Annotated in this window: 16 protein-coding genes and 3 pseudogenes; 10 read left to right on the forward strand and 9 right to left on the reverse strand. The window is 63.0% G+C overall.

What is annotated here, in order from left to right; translation table 11 throughout:
* Positions 1-197: 197 nt before the first annotated feature.
* Complete coding sequence (locus BN971_RS22160; RefSeq protein ID WP_245836672.1) at positions 198-494, reverse strand: DUF3349 domain-containing protein; 297 nt, start codon at positions 492-494, stop codon at positions 198-200.
* Positions 495-661: 167 nt separating this feature from the next.
* Between BN971_RS22160 and BN971_RS26785 the strand changes: the two are divergent.
* Positions 662-751, forward strand: a pseudogene (locus tag BN971_RS26785) (phosphate transport system regulatory protein PhoU); the annotation flags it as partial.
* A 141-nt stretch (positions 752-892) separates the two neighbouring features.
* Here the strand turns inward: BN971_RS26785 and BN971_RS22165 are convergent.
* The 3 genes and pseudogenes from BN971_RS22165 to BN971_RS22180 all read right to left on the reverse strand — a co-directional run bounded on the left by BN971_RS22165 (position 893) and on the right by BN971_RS22180 (position 3,444).
* Entirely contained in the window at positions 893-1,270 is a 378-nt protein-coding gene (locus BN971_RS22165; protein ID WP_139027159.1) for a globin, read from the reverse strand.
* Between the two features lie 106 nt (positions 1,271-1,376).
* Positions 1,377-1,798, reverse strand: a pseudogene (locus BN971_RS22170) (HhH-GPD-type base excision DNA repair protein); the annotation flags it as partial.
* A gap of 1,157 nt (positions 1,799-2,955) precedes the next feature.
* Positions 2,956-3,444 carry a DUF6933 domain-containing protein gene (locus BN971_RS22180; protein ID WP_085180610.1) on the reverse strand — a complete coding sequence of 163 codons (489 nt, stop codon included), beginning with the start codon at positions 3,442-3,444 and terminating at the stop codon, positions 2,956-2,958.
* A gap of 264 nt (positions 3,445-3,708) precedes the next feature.
* Between BN971_RS22180 and BN971_RS22185 the strand changes: the two genes are divergently transcribed.
* Positions 3,709-4,110, forward strand: coding sequence for a hypothetical protein (locus tag BN971_RS22185; protein ID WP_245836665.1), 402 nt, complete (start codon positions 3,709-3,711; stop codon positions 4,108-4,110).
* 207 nt (positions 4,111-4,317) lie between these two features.
* Here BN971_RS22185 and BN971_RS22190 read toward each other — a convergent pair whose 3' ends face one another.
* From BN971_RS22190 to fdxA, 3 genes are read right to left on the reverse strand one after another with little or no spacing between them, the layout of a single operon-like run.
* Positions 4,318-4,755: a hypothetical protein gene (locus tag BN971_RS22190; RefSeq protein ID WP_085180608.1), complete on the reverse strand. Its 438-nt coding sequence runs from the start codon at positions 4,753-4,755 to the stop codon at positions 4,318-4,320.
* Positions 4,752-5,426 (reverse strand): helix-turn-helix transcriptional regulator, encoded by a 675-nt coding sequence (locus tag BN971_RS22195; protein WP_085180607.1) that lies wholly within the window; start codon positions 5,424-5,426, stop codon positions 4,752-4,754. Before BN971_RS22195 ends, BN971_RS22190 begins: the two co-directional genes overlap by 4 nt.
* Complete coding sequence (fdxA, locus tag BN971_RS22200) at positions 5,423-5,776, reverse strand: ferredoxin (protein ID WP_085180606.1); 354 nt, start codon at positions 5,774-5,776, stop codon at positions 5,423-5,425. Before fdxA ends, BN971_RS22195 begins: the two co-directional genes overlap by 4 nt.
* A 53-nt stretch (positions 5,777-5,829) precedes the next feature.
* Here fdxA and BN971_RS22205 point away from each other — a divergent pair, with 53 nt between their 5' ends.
* The 7 genes and pseudogenes from BN971_RS22205 to BN971_RS22230 all read left to right on the forward strand — a co-directional run bounded on the left by BN971_RS22205 (position 5,830) and on the right by BN971_RS22230 (position 12,974).
* The gene (locus BN971_RS22205) at positions 5,830-7,701 is read left to right on the forward strand and encodes a molybdopterin-dependent oxidoreductase (protein WP_085180605.1); all 1,872 of its coding nucleotides are present in this window, start codon (positions 5,830-5,832) and stop codon (positions 7,699-7,701) included.
* A 115-nt stretch (positions 7,702-7,816) separates the two neighbouring features.
* Positions 7,817-8,422: a DUF2249 domain-containing protein gene (locus tag BN971_RS22210; protein ID WP_085180604.1), complete on the forward strand. Its 606-nt coding sequence runs from the start codon at positions 7,817-7,819 to the stop codon at positions 8,420-8,422.
* Positions 8,422-9,246, forward strand: coding sequence for a methyltransferase domain-containing protein (locus BN971_RS22215; RefSeq protein WP_085180603.1), 825 nt, complete (start codon positions 8,422-8,424; stop codon positions 9,244-9,246). The genes BN971_RS22210 and BN971_RS22215 overlap by 1 nt, the downstream gene beginning before the upstream one ends.
* A gap of 74 nt (positions 9,247-9,320) precedes the next feature.
* A complete protein-coding gene (gene ctaD, locus BN971_RS22220; RefSeq protein WP_085180848.1) occupies positions 9,321-11,054 on the forward strand; it encodes an aa3-type cytochrome oxidase subunit I in 1,734 nt (577 codons plus the stop codon).
* A gap of 81 nt (positions 11,055-11,135) precedes the next feature.
* Positions 11,136-11,348 carry a hypothetical protein gene (locus tag BN971_RS24820; RefSeq protein ID WP_211279799.1) on the forward strand — a complete coding sequence of 71 codons (213 nt, stop codon included), beginning with the start codon at positions 11,136-11,138 and terminating at the stop codon, positions 11,346-11,348.
* A 3-nt stretch (positions 11,349-11,351) separates the two neighbouring features.
* Positions 11,352-12,168 (forward strand): annotated as a pseudogene (locus tag BN971_RS22225) (hypothetical protein).
* 59 nt (positions 12,169-12,227) lie between these two features.
* On the forward strand, positions 12,228-12,974 hold the full coding sequence (locus BN971_RS22230) for a succinate dehydrogenase/fumarate reductase iron-sulfur subunit (protein WP_085180602.1): 747 nt from the start codon (positions 12,228-12,230) through the stop codon (positions 12,972-12,974).
* 83 nt (positions 12,975-13,057) lie between these two features.
* Here the strand turns inward: BN971_RS22230 and BN971_RS22235 are convergent, their stop codons facing one another.
* Together BN971_RS22235 and BN971_RS22240 are read right to left on the reverse strand one after the other, a co-directional pair.
* Positions 13,058-13,501 carry a group III truncated hemoglobin gene (locus tag BN971_RS22235; RefSeq protein WP_085180601.1) on the reverse strand — a complete coding sequence of 148 codons (444 nt, stop codon included), beginning with the start codon at positions 13,499-13,501 and terminating at the stop codon, positions 13,058-13,060.
* Positions 13,494-14,246, reverse strand: a complete 753-nt coding sequence (locus tag BN971_RS22240; protein WP_085180600.1) for a helix-turn-helix transcriptional regulator — start codon at positions 14,244-14,246, stop codon at positions 13,494-13,496. Before BN971_RS22240 ends, BN971_RS22235 begins: the two co-directional genes overlap by 8 nt.
* Before the next feature lie 173 nt (positions 14,247-14,419).
* Here BN971_RS22240 and BN971_RS22245 point away from each other — a divergent pair, with 173 nt between their 5' ends.
* A complete protein-coding gene (locus BN971_RS22245) occupies positions 14,420-15,439 on the forward strand; it encodes an Acg family FMN-binding oxidoreductase (RefSeq protein WP_085180599.1) in 1,020 nt (339 codons plus the stop codon).
* The last annotated feature ends 130 nt before the right edge of the window (positions 15,440-15,569 follow it).

Consider the following 15,569-nt stretch of genomic DNA (forward strand, 5'->3'; position numbering starts at 1 on the left):
CAAACCAGCGCCACGCCCGCGCCCAGTGTCAACCCAAGACGGTTTGCGTTCCATTAGTGACCCTCACCGGTGACTCCTACCGCACTCGAGCCCGCCGCGAACTGCTCGCCAAAGACCGCACCACTGACTGATCAACTGCGCACCTCCGACACCAGAGCCGACGCAAATGAGCGAGCTGACCCGACCCTAACCGCCGCCTAATGATCGGGGTCAACAGGCCAGCCGATCACCTCCAATCGACGCTGCACGCGGTCAAGATCAGCCGCAGACGGCAGCTCGTCAGTTATCCGGGTGATAGCAACGCCGATATCGGCGGTATCAATGTTCAACTCGCCCCGATCCGCTAACTGAGCGGCTACCGCCGCTACCTCGTCGTCGGACAACCGACGCCGCAGCAGGGCTAGCAGCGGGATGTAATCGTGCTCGGGAACTCCCTGCGGGTAGTCAGCCCGAACGAAGGCAACCATCTTGGCCACTAAATCGCCCAAACTCACCTGACACCCCACAATCTCGCTGATGCCGCCTATCGACGCAAACCAAAACCCAACTTGACAACAACGCCGCCCGCACGCCGTTATCGGTGCGGGTCACTCGCCGACGTCGAATAATCCACCAGCCCAGCCGCTCACATTCTACTGCGTTGACGCGCAGCATCGGCGATATGTGCGACCTTGCCGGCACCGCGAGCCAACAGGCCACTCAAGCCTTGCTTGAGGCCGACATCGTCTTGGCCGAAACCGTGATCAGCGACGAGTGAGTCAGGCGGGCCAGCTGACCCAACGCCGATCAGTGCAAGCGAGGCCAATGGCACGCGCGACTGGTTCCCCCTATCACCCCGGCGCATGCTGTGAGGGCGGCCAGGGAGATCTTATCCATCCGGCTAAACCCAAAGCTAGGCGTTAGCGAAACCAGCGTGGAGGACCGGCTGCAGTCGGCTGATCAGATCTCGCCACGAGGACGTCATGTCGGGGGTCCAACGTTCACCGAGGCCCTCGCGGATGGTTGCAACAACAGCTTCGAACATGTCACATACCATCTGCTCGGTGACGCCCCAGCCGATGTGGTCCCACAGCCAGTAGGTGCAGCCGGACGGCGCAAAGCTCCCTTCGGTGAGATCGATCAGCATCTGCAAGACGCCGCCCATCATTCGCTGCTCAAGGTGGTGATCGCCGGCAAATTCGGCCTCAGCGTCCGGATGTGCTGTGTAGAAGCGCTGATAGATAATTGGAATGGGGTCGCCCACATGCTCGGCGTACAGTTCGAGCGACACTACGACCGGACTGGTTGTCTCCCTGGGGGCCATGTGTTTCTCCTCTGTCACGCCGCTGCCGGTTGGCAGGGCTGGATCAAAGACAAGCAGTGCCGATTCCTGCCCACTATCGGCTCGAACGATGGTGCCAGAACCCCGGTTCTTCTCCGTCAGTAGCTTGTAGGACCGGCACGTGCTCGAGTGAACGAGCGTCGGCGATGTCGGCGACCGACAGGTGGGTGGCCCGCCTTCTACTCGCCGAACCCGGCAGCTGCTCGAGACGTCGCAGCAACTCGGGTCCTTCGGGGTCGCCGGTGGGCCACAACACCAGCGGCGTCCCCGTTGTAGCGATCCCCCGATGATCTGCGCCAGCGCTTGGTTCCGCTTGGCCATCGAACCTGAAAAATGATGTATCGCAGGCCTTTTTGAGTGCAAAGCGGCGAACTTGTCCGGGGCGTAGCCGGCGATCTCGGTTGCGTCGAGGCCGCCCATCCGGTCGGCAATCTTCTCCGGCCCACGGAAAGCTACCTCGAGTGGATTCTGCTGATCCGGATCCGCCAGGCCGTCGGGCCCTTCTCGACGTACTCCCACCCGTAGCTACCGGCTTGTCGGCCATAGGATTTCGTACCTCCGCAAGTTTATACGACCGATGTTGTGTAACCTCTACCGGTCGAGTGCGCGATTGGGAAGTCTGGCCCCGCTGGTCTGTCGCTACGAAGTGTTGGGCGCCGAAGGGCATCCGCAAATGCTGCTGCGGCTGGGCTGGGCACCAGACAACGCGGACCCCTTGCCGCCAAGACGGTGGCCTCAAAACGCATCGGTTGGAACGGCCCCTTGGTGGCCACCGTTTCCGGAATCGAGTAGCCCATGTTCAGCTCCCTAGCCCTTATCTCTCAGCAACAACGCGCCCATGTCCGGGCGGCGGTACCGTGATTCTCCGGGGCTGGCCGCGCGGGTCGTCGACGAATTGCTGAGCGGCTCCGCCGAACTGGTTGATCTCAGGTCCTGCGTCATCGAAGGATTTCCCAGGCTAAAGGTTTGCACCTTGGCGGTATCGACGCACCGGTCAACAGGTTTGGCATGTGGTCTGCGCCGTCCGCTCCATCGTGTTCACACCTATCGATCCGATCGCTGGAACGCGACCAACTATTGTTACACGTTCACTTGTAGAAACATTGTTACAAGTCCACTTGTAACAAGTCAATACTGTCGAGCGCGCGTTGACCGGAGGCGACAGGCAGAAGTGATACCTACCAAGATGTGCTGATTTGACCCCCGCTGGTTGACCACAAAGCCCGAGAACTTGCGTACGACGAGGCTGCGTGCCGGTCGCTTTGAGGTGCGCTGCGCTGGGTGTCGCCATGCGCGAGCCGCGCGAACGAAGCCGATCGCACTAGGCGCCGGAGGAGTCATGGGCTCCCATGGAACGCGAGACAGCGTTGTTCTGGGCGAAGTGCATGCGTGATGTGGCTCATAGTGAATTTCTCCAATCGGCATTGTGTAATTACCCAGACACACATCTCGCTCTCACCCAGCCCGAGGAGCACACCGGCACATGGCAATTCGATCAGCCGCATCACAAACCGCAAGGCGGGCGACGTCCACACCCATCGCGTAGCACTTCGGGTCGCCACGCCGGTACGTCTCAAGTAAGGGATCGGCCCCCGTGCACGTGTCTGGGTATACCTGCCCGCATCGGAGAGCTCTTACCGCTGGCCTTGATGGCTGGCCATGACCAAGTCTATCGGTGGGATGTAGCCGGTGATGCTGTTGATGGTGCGATGCAGGCCGTGGTGGAGCGCGTTGATGTCGCAGCGGGCCAGACCGCCAGTGGTGGCGATGACGTGTTCGGTGGTCAACGCTAGATCGTTGATGGTGCCCAGGATGCGCCGGTCGGCGGTCTTGGCCACGACCACCTGCCAGGGGTCGAGTTCGCCGAGTGTATCGATGGGCAGGTGTTCGGCTTGCAGCGCGGCCTGGATCGCCGAGACGACGGGCGGGCCGATCGGGCGCAGGCCAGCGGCGGTGACGTTCGGCATGAACACCGAGAACAAGGTGCCGGCGTGGGTCACCAGCAGGCATTTGCGCCGGTCGATCCTGATCAGGTGGGCATACCAGTCCTGCTGCCTGGCTTGGCCGATGGCCGGCTCAGACACCCCCAGCAGCGCCAATACCTTGGCGGTGCATCGCAGCATCACGGGTCATGATCATAGGCAAAGCCACCGACGATCGGTACGCAAGAACGCCGTGGCGGTGCGCCGGTACAGTGTGGCGGCGTGTTGGTCGCTGATCTGGGTCACTTTCTGGGCTTGCCGGAGGACGCTTCGGGTTCCGCGCGGCGCCTTGCGCAGCATTTGGGCGATATTGTCCGGGCGGGCACCGCCGGCGACGTTGGTGATCCGTGGGTGTCTGCGTTGCCGTGTCGACGCCGACCGGCCCACAGGCGCTGCCCCGGGCGGATGACCATCGCCATTGTGTGGGCCGAGGCGGCGGCGCCGATCCGATGGTGGTGCACCGCCTGTGACGACGAGGGGGTGATCAGCAACTGGGCAGACACCCCATACGACCTGCGCCGCCGCCGGCTCAGCGTTGCCGGCAACGTCGACGAGGTCATCGTCAGCGACGAGACCGCCGCCGCGTTACGCGAGCTGGTGTTGCTCGACCCCGACTGTGAGCGGCTGGTGTTTGGCATGCGCGCCCACCCCGACGGCGCTGTCTTGCTGGCCAGTGCAGACGACCTCGAGGAGCTGATCGGATTCGTGGCCGCCGAAGCCAACCACGAACCCAACCGGCGCCGCCAGCACCGCCTCGACGCCGCGTTTAATGCCCTGACCGAAGCCGCCCAAACCCTCAACAGCTGAACATCTCTCGGCCCTGCGGTGTCCGCCCCTGGGGCTGCCAAAGCCATCCAGAGCGGTGAACGGAACCGTTATCCCCGACACCATCAAAAGCAAGCTGCGGGCGGGCCTGTCGCCTGAGTTCCTCAGCCCGTATGCTGACCGCGAAGCCACGAACCGGCCCGTGCTTTTACACCAACTTTCGGACGCGACCCTCCCCCATCGTCGCAGTCACGTCAGAGGGTGACCGGACAGCAGAAGAACCCCCGCAACCACCAATGCGATGACCTTGATTGCCTCCAGGCCGACGTACGCGTAGTGGCCGCGAGAGCGGGGCGCATTCAGGCCGGCAAGGACCTTGTCGGAGCGTCGGTTCAAGAACGGTCGCACGGCGATTAACTGCGCTGCGAGCATCGCGAAGGCTGTCAGGAATGCCACGATGACGCCTACCGGCGGTGGGCTGACCATAATGACCGCCGCGACTACGACGGCGAACATGACCTCGATGCTGTTAAGTGCGCGGAAGACGAGGCGCCCGATCCCCAGACCGATCTGCCTCGTCACGTTGGGTGCGCGGAACTTCAACGGGGCTTCCAAAAACGAGATCGCGAGCACCATCCCCAGCCACACGAAGGTGACGGCGACGGCTACCGCTGATCCGCCGCTCACCGGGTAGCTCCTTCTAGCGTGAGGTGGACCAGACACAGATCCGGTTCGACGAACGCGTCCAGTCGGTCGACGGCGACCGGCGACTCCCAGCTTTCCAGGGCCCCTTGCATGAGCCCCAGGTGGATCGGGCAGACGACACTGGCCCGGGTCTCGGCGAGTTCGAGAAATGGGCAGTGCCGCAAGCCGATCTGCTGCTCCTCGCCGGATTCGCGACGTTCGGGTGCGAACCCGAGCTCATCGAGCACGCCGACGAGGTGGTCGATCGATTCCTTTGCGCCCATCTCCTTGCCGTGTGTCGCCCGCGATTCCAACCGCCGCCCCCACGCGCGGCCCGCGGCTTGTGCCTTGGCACGTGGATCGCGGCCGGCGGCAAGGCTCATCGTGAGAATCTCGGCGAGCAGGCGGTAATGGCGCGGTCCGCCGGGATCCATCTGCCGGGTCGCACGAAACATCAGCGGCGGGCGCCCCGGCCGTTTGTGGTCCGGCTCGACACGCTCCACCCGGCCGTCGCTGACCAATGTGTCCAGATGGAAGCGGACGGTGTTGGGATGCACACCCAGCTCGTCGGCGATGGCGATGATGCTCACCGGGCCGGGCGCCGCCTTCAATACCCGCAGCACGTCACGACGGCGACCGGAGGGTTCCTCGGATGGCCTGACGATAGTGCTCACGCTCGCTGAGAATCCTGCTTGGGCAGGCTGGCCACCAGCGGCGTGTCGACGCCGAGCGGGCCCATCTTGGCGGCCCCGCCCGGTGACCCGAGCGGCTCGTCACGGCCTGGGAGGGTTTCGAAAAAGAATGCTGCATTGTCCGTTTGATAGGGCTGCAGGTCTTCGGGAAGGTCGTCTTCGTAGTAGATGGCCTCGACGGGGCAGACCGGCTCGCACGCTCCGCAGTCCACGCATTCGTCGGGATGGATGTAGAGTGCGCGGCCGCCCTCGTAGATGCAGTCCACCGGGCACTCCTCCACGCAGGCCCGGTCCATCACGTCAACGCATGGCTTCCCGATCACGTACGTCATGGCGTAGAGTTTACACAAATCAGCTTGTGAAAACTAGGGAGGTGTGGGATCCGATGCCCGACAATGAACTCGACTCCCCAAAGTCCCAGGGTGAAAGTAGTGGCGCTGACGGGCACGTCGATTCGCCGGGAACTGCCTTGACTACCGCCGCGCACGACGGCGGAAAGCTCCAGCCCAGCAACGACGCTCGCAACGGGCATCAGGCCGCGGACTATCGCGCAGAGCTGCAAATTGCTGAGAACGTCGTTAACCCGGAGGCCTGGGCCGGCGGGCTGGAAGACAAGCGTGCGATTGCGCCGCGACTGCGGGTCGGACGTGACAAGTGGTTCAACCTGCTGTGGCTGATTCCCGTTGGGTTCGCCCTGTTGGTCGGGGCTGTGGCGGTGGGCAAAGGCCTGCACAACATGCCGGCGGTGCAGGCGTTCATCCAGCGTTATCCCGGTACCCATGTGCCTTCGGGGGTCAGCGCGGGCATCCCCGCCTGGGTGGGCTGGACGCATTTTTTCAACCTTTTCTTGATGATGTTCATCATCCGCTCCGGGGTTCAGATCCTGTGTGATCATCCGCGGCTGTACTTCAGTCGCAACGCCACGCCGGGCAAGGACGAGTGGCTTCGGGTGGCAAAGGCGGTGCCGGATGACCCGCTGTGGACGGCCAAGGACGATTCGGTTGGACTGCCCGGTCAGTTGGGGTTGCCCGGGATTCGCCATTCCATTGGGCTGGCGCGGTGGTGGCACCTCGGGGTTGACGTCGTGTGGCTGCTCAACGGCGCGGTCTTCTACGTGCTTTTGTTCGCTACCGGGCAATGGCGTCACATCGTGCCGACCAGCTGGGACGTCTTTCCCAACGCGGTATCGGTGGGGATCCAGTACCTGTCGCTGAACTGGCCGACCGACAGCACGTGGGTGGCCTACAACGGCATGCAGTTGCTGGCGTACTTCACCACCGTCTTTATCGCCGCACCGCTCGCGGTCATCACTGGGCTGGGGATGTCGCCGGCGCTGTCGATGCGTCTCACCGTGATCAGTAAACGGTTGAGTATCCAGGCCGCACGCTCGCTACATTTCCTGGTGCTGGTGTATTTCCTGTTCTTCATCGTTGTCCACGTCACGCTGGTCTTCGCTACCGAGGCTCTGCGCAACCTCAACCACATGTTCGCCGCCCGCGACGACAACAGCTGGGTTGGGTTTGCGATCTTCACCGCGGCCATGGTGGTGGTGGCCGTCGGCTGGGTAGCCGCCACCCCGCTCACCTATCGCCACCCGCGGGTGGTCCAACGCGTCGGCTACGCGCTCATCGGGCCGCTGCAGCGGCTGTTCGAGTACACCAACCCGAAGCCGGGCGCGTTCACCGAAAAGGACATCTCGCCCTATTTCTGGCACAACGGCACCTACCCGGAAACCGTTGAGTACAAGGAGTTGGAGAAGAACAACTTTGTGGATTGGCGGCTACGGGTCTACGGCCTCGTCGAGCACCCGACCGAGTTCTCGCTGGCCGACTTGCATGACCTCCCCTACCACGAACAGATCACCCAACATTTCTGCATCCAGGGCTGGTCGGGTGTCGCCAAATGGGGTGGTGTGTCGATGCAGACGATCATGGACATCGTCAAACCGCTGCCCGGGGCCAAATGGGTGGTGTTCTACTCGCTAGGTCCCGGCGCCGACGGCGGGATCTACTACGTCGCGCACCCGATCGAGCAGATGAGCAACCATCTGACCATGCTGGCCTACGACATGAACGGTGAACCGGTGAGCTACGGTCACGGGGCGCCGCTGCGGCTGCGCAATGAATTGCAGCACGGCTTCCGGCATGTGAAGTGGCTCAAGGGTATTGAGTTCGTCGCGCACTACTCCGAGCTCGGCAGCGGTTATGGCGGTTACAACGAAGACCACGAATTCTTCGGGCGTCACCAAACCATCTAATGCGTGTCGAACAACAGGTGCCATTGGGACCTAGCGAAGGCTTCCCTATCGCGCACTCATGCGATAGTGTTTACACAAGTACGTTTGTAAAAACCCTCGGGAGGCGCGAAACCCTATGGCAGACAACGAACTCGACGTGCGACAGCTGCGCAAACCGGACAAGCATCCGGCGATCTTCGCCACCTATGCCGACCTGCCGGTCGGGGGATCGTTCGTGCTGGTCAACAACCATGATCCCAAGCACCTCCATGAGGAATTCGAGGCCGATCACGCTGGCAGCTACGGCTGGGAGTACGTCGAGAAGGGCCCGACGGTCTGGCGGATCCGGATCAGCAAACTCACCACCACCCCGCTGCCGCGGATTGTGACGAACACCGCCGATATCGTGGCTGCCGACGTAGAGCCAGGTGTACCCGGGGTGGAGTGGAAGCTGGAGGTCCGCGAACGCGACCTGGACTCGAATGTCATCGCGCTGGCACCCAACGGCGGAATCGACACGCACACCGGGGCCGACGTCGACGTGTTGATCCACGTGCTGTCCGGCAGCGGCCAGCTGACCACCGAGCAGGACACCATTGACCTGGCCCCCGGCGCCTTCGTGTGGCTACCGCGTCGGTCGCGGCGACAGTTCACCGCCGGTCCGAACGGACTGCGCTACCTGACGGTGCACCAAAAGCGGGAAATCCTGCCCCTGACCCCCACCGTGCGGCAAGTTGACTGATGAGCAACGTCCTCCCAAACAATCAATCCAAGCTGCCGTCGTCGGGCCGCGGCGATGACACCGTGCAAGGGCATTGGCTGCTGGCGCGGCTGGGCAAGCGGGTGTTGCGCCCTGGCGGTATTGGGCTGACTCGCGCGCTGCTGTCCGACGCCGGTGTGACCGACACTGACGTGCTCGAGCTTGCCCCAGGTCTGGGCCGCACGGCGACCGAGATCCTCGCTCGGCGTCCCCGGTCATACGTTGGTGTCGAGCAAGACCCCGACGCCGCTCGGTCAGTCCGCAACGTCATTACCGGCCATGGGGAGGTCCGGGTCGCCGACGCGGCTAAGACTGGCCTGCCTGATGCCAGCAGAGACGTTGTCATCGGTGAGGCGATGCTGACAATGCAAGGCGATCCGGCCAAGCACGCCATCGTGGCAGAGGCGTCGCGGGTGCTGCGGCCGGGCGGACGCTACGCCATCCACGAACTCGCGTTGACGCCCGACACCATCTCCGATGAGCTCAAGACCGACGTCCGGCAGTCGCTTGCCCGAGCGATCAAGGTCAATGCCCGTCCCCTGACGGTTGCCGAGTGGACACGACTGCTGGCGGACCATGGTCTGGTCGTCGACCATGTCGCGACCGCGCCGATGGCGCTGTTACAACCGCGACGCCTGATCTCCGACGAAGGCCTCCTGGGGGTGTTGCGGTTCGCCAAAAACCTGTTGATCCACCATGACGCCCGCCGCCGAGTGGCTCTGATGCGTGGCACCTTCCGCAAGCACCGCGAGCGGTTGATCGCCGTTGCGATCGTCGCTCACAAAGCCACCGGCGACGCCGGCTGACGGCTAGCAACGTCGAAGCTGACGTGCGGATCGAGCGGGAGCCTTAGCAACGGCACCGAGTATTGGAGGACTTGATGGCCATCGAAGTGGCCCCGCGAGAATTGGTGGCGCGTCGCGCGTTTCCTGCGCGGCTGGGGCTGCAGGGCAGCCTGCTCTACAAGTTGATCACAACGACCGATCACAAGCTGATCGGCATCATGTACATGGTCGCCTGCTTCACATTCTTTTTCATTGGCGGCCTGCTGGCGTTGCTGATGCGCGCCGAACTCGCCGCGCCCGGGTTGCAGTTCTTCTCGAACGAGCAGTACAACCAGCTGTTCACCATGCACGGCACGATCATGCTGCTGTTTTATGCCACCCCGATCGTGTTTGGGTTCGCGAACCTGGTGCTGCCGTTGCAGATCGGCGCACCCGACGTGGCGTTCCCCCGGCTCAACGCCCTGTCATTTTGGCTTTTCGTATTCGGCGCGCTGATCGCGATCTCGGGGTTCATCACCCCGGGTGGGGCCGCGGACTTCGGTTGGACCGCCTACACGCCGCTGTCCAATGCTGTCCACAGTCCCGGCGCGGGCGGCGACCTGTGGATCCTGGGTTTGGCGGTCGGCGGTCTGGGCACCATCCTGGGCGGGGTCAACATGATCACCACGGTGGTGTGCCTGCGCGCACCGGGGATGACGATGTTCCGGATGCCGATTTTCACCTGGAACATCTTGATTACCAGCATCATGGTGCTGATCGCGTTCCCGCTGCTCACCGCCGCGTTGTTCGGGCTGGCCGCCGACCGGCACCTGGGCGCCCACGTCTACGACCCGGCCAATGGAGGGGTGATCCTGTGGCAGCACCTGTTCTGGTTTTTCGGCCACCCCGAGGTCTACATCGTGGCGCTGCCGTTCTTCGGCATCATCACCGAAGTCATCCCCGTGTTCGCCCGCAAACCGATCTTCGGCTACACCACAATGGTCTATGCAACGCTGTCGATCGCCGCATTGTCGACCGCGGTGTGGGCGCACCACATGTTCGCCACCGGAGCCGTTCTGCTGCCGTTCTTCAGCCTCATGTCGTATCTGATCGCCATCCCGACCGGGATCAAGTTCTTCAACTGGATCGGCACCATGTGGCACGGCCAGCTGACGTTCGAGACACCGATGCTGTTCTCGGTGGGCTTTATGGTGACGTTCCTGTTGGGTGGGCTGTCTGGGGTGCTGCTGGCCAGCCCGCCGATCGACTTCCACGTCACCGACACCTACTTCCTGGTTGCGCATTTCCATTACGTGCTGTTCGGCACGATCGTGTTCGCCACCTTCGCCGGTGTCTACTTCTGGTTCCCGAAGATGACCGGCCGGCTGCTCGACGAGCGGCTGGGCAAGCTGCACTTCTGGCTCACCTTCATCGGCTTCCACACCACTTTTTTGGTGCAGCATTGGCTGGGCAATATGGGCATGCCGCGCCGCTATGCCGACTACCTGCCCACCGACGGCTTCCAGGGCTTGAACGTCGTCTCCACGATCGGGGCGTTCATCCTGGGTGCGTCGATGTTTCCGTTCGTGTGGAACGTGTTCAAGAGTTGGCGCTACGGCGAACCGGTCACCGTCGATGACCCCTGGGGACACGGCAACTCGCTGGAGTGGGCCACCAGTTGCCCGCCGCCGCGGCACAACTTCACCGAGTTGCCCCGCATCCGCTCCGAGCGGCCCGCCTTCGAGATGCACTACCCGCACATGGTCGAACGGATGCGCAACGAGCTATACATCGGGCGCGAAGCCGTCGTCGGCGCCGGCGAGAAACGCGAAAAGACCCCGACCGCTTAGCAGCTGGACAGCGAAGCTCTATCTAGCGCAGCATCCGCGACAGATCAGGCACGGCGTCTTATGGCTAACGATCCAAGGATTGTGAACAACGCCGAGCGGAGCCAAAATGACCTCGACCGGCTCAACACCGACACCCGCGAACTCGAGGTATCCGACAAGCCACTGGGCCGGCCCGCCGGTGAGGAGCTCGTTGATCTGGATACCGATGCGGCATTCTGGCGTGAAGTCGACGACGAAGCAACCCCGAAAACAATCCGGTCGACAATAAAAAGAAGACAGATTGATACGGAGTGATCGATGAGCACGCCGACAACGCAACGCACAGGCGTCTTTTCGCCAACCCGCGCCGAGATACCGCAACGCACACTGCGCACCGACGCGTGGTGGTTCCCACCGCTGATAGTCAACATCGGCCTGGCCGCGTTCATTATCTACGCAACCGTCCGTGCGTTCTGGGGCAGCTCCTATTGGGTCAAGGATTACCACTACCTGACCCCGTTCTACTCACCGTGCATCAGCGCATCCTGCGCACCCGGCGCCAGCCACCTCGGTGTCTGGCTGGGACAGTTCCCGGCGTGGATCCCATTGGGAATGCTGGTGTTGCCGTTCCTGCTGGCCTTCCGGATCACCTGCTACTACTACCGCAAGGCCTACTACCGGTCGGTGTGGCAGTCCCCCACCAGCTGCGCAATCCCCGAGCCGCGCGCCCCGCTACACCGGAGAAACCCGGCTTCCGCTGATCATCCAGAACAGCAACCGGTACTTCTTCTACATCGCCTTCCTCATCGCGTCCATCAACACCTACGACGCGATCATCGCATTTCACTGCCCGTCCGGCTTCGGGTCCGGTTTGGGCAACATCATTCTCGTGGTCAACGTGCTCCTGCTGTGGTCCTACACAGGCGGATGCCATTCATGCCGACACCTCATTGGAGGCCGACTCAAGCACTTCTCCAAACACCCGGTCCGGTACTGGCTTTGGACGAAAGTCACCTGGTTCAACGAACGGCACATGCAGTTCGCGTGGATCACCCTGGGCACGCTGGCACTCACCGACTTCTACATCATGCTGGTGGCCAGCGGCACCATCAGCGATCTGAGATTCATTGGCTGACAGCTAATCCACGAACAACCGGCGACGAACTGGCCAAGCACCCAGGACGGAGAAGTTAGATGAGCTACAACGCGAGCATGCGGGTATGGCGTGGCGACCAGGACGGCGGCGCCTTGCAGGACTTCACCGTCGAAGTCAACCAGGGCGAGGTGGTGCTCGACGTCATCCACCGTCTGCAACAGACCCAAACGCCCGACCTCGCGGTGCGCTGGAATTGTAAAGCGGGCAAGTGCGGATCGTGCTCGGCAGAAATCAACGGCCACCCGAAGCTGATGTGCATGACCCGGCTGTCGACATTCGCCCAGGACGAGGTCATCACCGTCACCCCGATGCGGACATACCCGGTGATTCGCGATCTGGTCACCGACCTCTCGTTCAACTACGAGAAGGCCCGGGAGATCCCGTCGTTCACCCCGCCCAAGGGATTGCAGCCCGGTGAGTACCGGATGGCGCAGGTCGACGTCCAGCGCTCGCAGGAGTTCCGCAAATGTATCGAATGCTTCCTATGCCAAAACGTCTGCCACGTGATCCGCGACCACGAGGACAACAAGAAGGTCTATGCCGGCCCGCGGTTCTTCATCCGCATCGCCGAACTCGAGATGCATCCACTCGATACCGCCGACCGTCGAGACCTCGCCCAGGACCATGAGGGCCTGGGGTTGTGCAACATCACCAAATGCTGCACCGAGGTCTGCCCGGAAAACATCAAGATCACCGACAACGCGATCATCCCGATGAAGGAACGCGTTGCCGGCCGCAGGTACGACCCCGCGGTCTGGCTGGGCAACAAGCTGTTCCGCCGATAGCTGCTCGGTTCCGGGTAGTTCAGGTTGCACTATCGGTGGTGAAATTCACATGGGGCGGCGATGACTCACGGGCGGCACTAGTGCTAGCAGCGCTCGACGCCCCGGGGCATGATTCGCGGCGTGTCGGTGCCGGAGAGCCGGCGGTGCATGGCCCAGGCGATCCGGGCGGCTTGGATCTTCGCGTGTTCGGCGACCGGTCCGCGGTGCATCTCGTCGACGGTGTTGTTCCACGTGGTCAGCCAGCGGACGAAGTGACGACCGCTCAGCGGAGTCTGGTGATGAACGTGTCGGTGGGCGTGCAGTGCGCTGCCCCGGTAGCGTCCGGCGCGAAACAGCACGGTTTCCCAGGAGTCGCACATCACCGGAATGTGCGCATCTAGACCCCTGATCCGCAACTCGGTGAAGGGCTCGGCGAGCACATCGTCGACAAACACCCGGCGGTAAAAACGGCGCAGCAGTTTTTCCACATCGGCGCGGGTGGTCAGGTCCGTGCTCGCATGGTCAGGTGGCGCCTGCAGCTCAGTCATTCGCGATCACCCTGGCAAGACACAGGTCGGGTTCGACAAACGGCTCCAGCTCGGCCTGCAGCGCTGAACGTGGCGACTTTTTCGCCCGGCCTTCGGTCGCTGTCGCGTTGGTGAGTAGGCCCTGCAGTAGTCCCCGGTGCAAGGCGCACCCCACCTCCGGGTGGGCACGGGCCAGATCCCGGACCGGGCAGGCGTGCAGACGAATGGTCTGCTGGGTGCCGGCGATCGACGTCGCGGCCGGTGTCAGCTCAGGACCGAACCCCATCCGTGCGAAAACCGACGCGACCATCGCCGCTCGATCCTCGAGGGTCTCACTGGGCGTAGTTCTGTCCGAAACATCCAGTCCCGCATCAACGTCGCTCGCTGACCCGACCTGGATGCGCTCAGCCCAACGCCGCCCGGCAGCCTCGGCGCGTCGACGCCGCTGATCGGCGGTGTCGCCCAGTTCCAAGGCCAATATTTCGGCAAGGTTTCGATAGTCCAGCCGGTCGCGTACGGCCATGTAGCCGGTGCGGGGACGGCCCACGCCGGCGCGTGTCATGCGGGTGCGCTCGATGGCTCCTTGGTTACACAGCGCGTCGAGGTGAAATCGCACCGTGGTCACGTGCAGTCGCAACTGTTCGGCAAGCTCGGTCGCGTCGACGGCTCCGTCGTGCTCACGCACCAACTCCAGGATCCGTTGGCGTTGCCGGTTTCCTGGCCCGCGGTGCACTCGTCGGGCCCTGCGGTCGTTGTGGTCAGCCACCCGAGGTGTCCTCTCGTCCCCTTGCCCTCCGGCTATTTAAAGGATATTATTCATTAATAATAGCATCCCTGCAAGAGATCTAGTCGTCACCCACCGCACGAATGAACCTGTGACGACATGGGCAGGACGCAGTTCGCAAAAGGCCTGGGAAAACAGGAAATTGGAGGTGGGTCATGTTGGACACCATGGCGGCAACCAACATCATCGAGGATGCGGTTGAAACCCAGGTCATCGAGGATGCGGTGCAGTTGGCGTGCCGGGCCCCGTCGTTGTACAACAGCCAACCGTGGCTGTGGGTGACCGATGGCGGCCGCCTGCACCTGTTCCTGGATCCCAGCCGTGTCCTGCACACGGATCGATCGACGCGGCAGGCCCATATCAGCTGTGGCGCGGTGCTCGATCACCTTCGGGTGGCGATGACCGCCGCGGGATGGATGGCCAATGTCGACCGATTTCCCACACCGAACAATCCCCGCCACCTGGCCACGGTGGAGTTCACCCGCCTGGACTGCGTCACTGATGACCAGCGCCGCCGCGTCGACGCGATCCTCAAGCGCCGAACCGACCGGCTTGCTTTCCTGGCGCCGTTCACCGCGCCGATAACGTGGGACTCGATTGAGGGCGTGCTGCGCAGCCAAGTGGGCGCCGATGCGGTGCGTCTGGACGTATTGCCCGACGAGATGCGTCCACGCCTTGCCGAGGCGGCCCAGCTCACCGAATCGCTGCGCCTATATGACTCCGCGTATCATTCCGAACTCGATTGGTGGACAGCACCGTTCGAAGTGGCAGAGGGAATTCCGCATACTGCTCTGGTTTCGGCCGCCGAGAGTGACCGGGTAGGTGTCAATCGAGTCTTCCCACTCACCCACAACAGGGAAAGACGCACCAACATCGGACAGGATTACTCGAAGATCCTGATGCTGTCCACCGACGATGACAGTCTCTCCGATGCGTTGGCATGCGGAGAAGCGCTCTCGGCCGTCCTGCTCGAATGCACGATGGCTGGCTTTGCCACCTGCCCGGTGACGCATTTGACGGAGTTGTCGGTCAGCCGCGAGCTCCTTGCGGCGGTAACGGGTCACACTGACCTGCCCCAAGTCTTGATCCGGGTCGGCGTCGCTCCCACGCTGGGCGAGACACCTCCGGCCACGCCGCGGCGTCCGCTCGCGGACGTGCTGCGGCTGAAGAATTAACCCGGAATGCGTAATGCGGAGCTGGCACCCACCAACCTCATTCGTCGCCGGCATCGACGGCGTCGACGGTTCGCGGTCAGCGCCGCCGGTGTCGGAATGCCGCACAGGCTTAATCGGAGCGCGGGGTGTC

The organism is Mycobacterium bohemicum DSM 44277 (assembly GCF_001053185.1).
GTDB lineage: Bacteria > Actinomycetota > Actinomycetes > Mycobacteriales > Mycobacteriaceae > Mycobacterium > Mycobacterium bohemicum.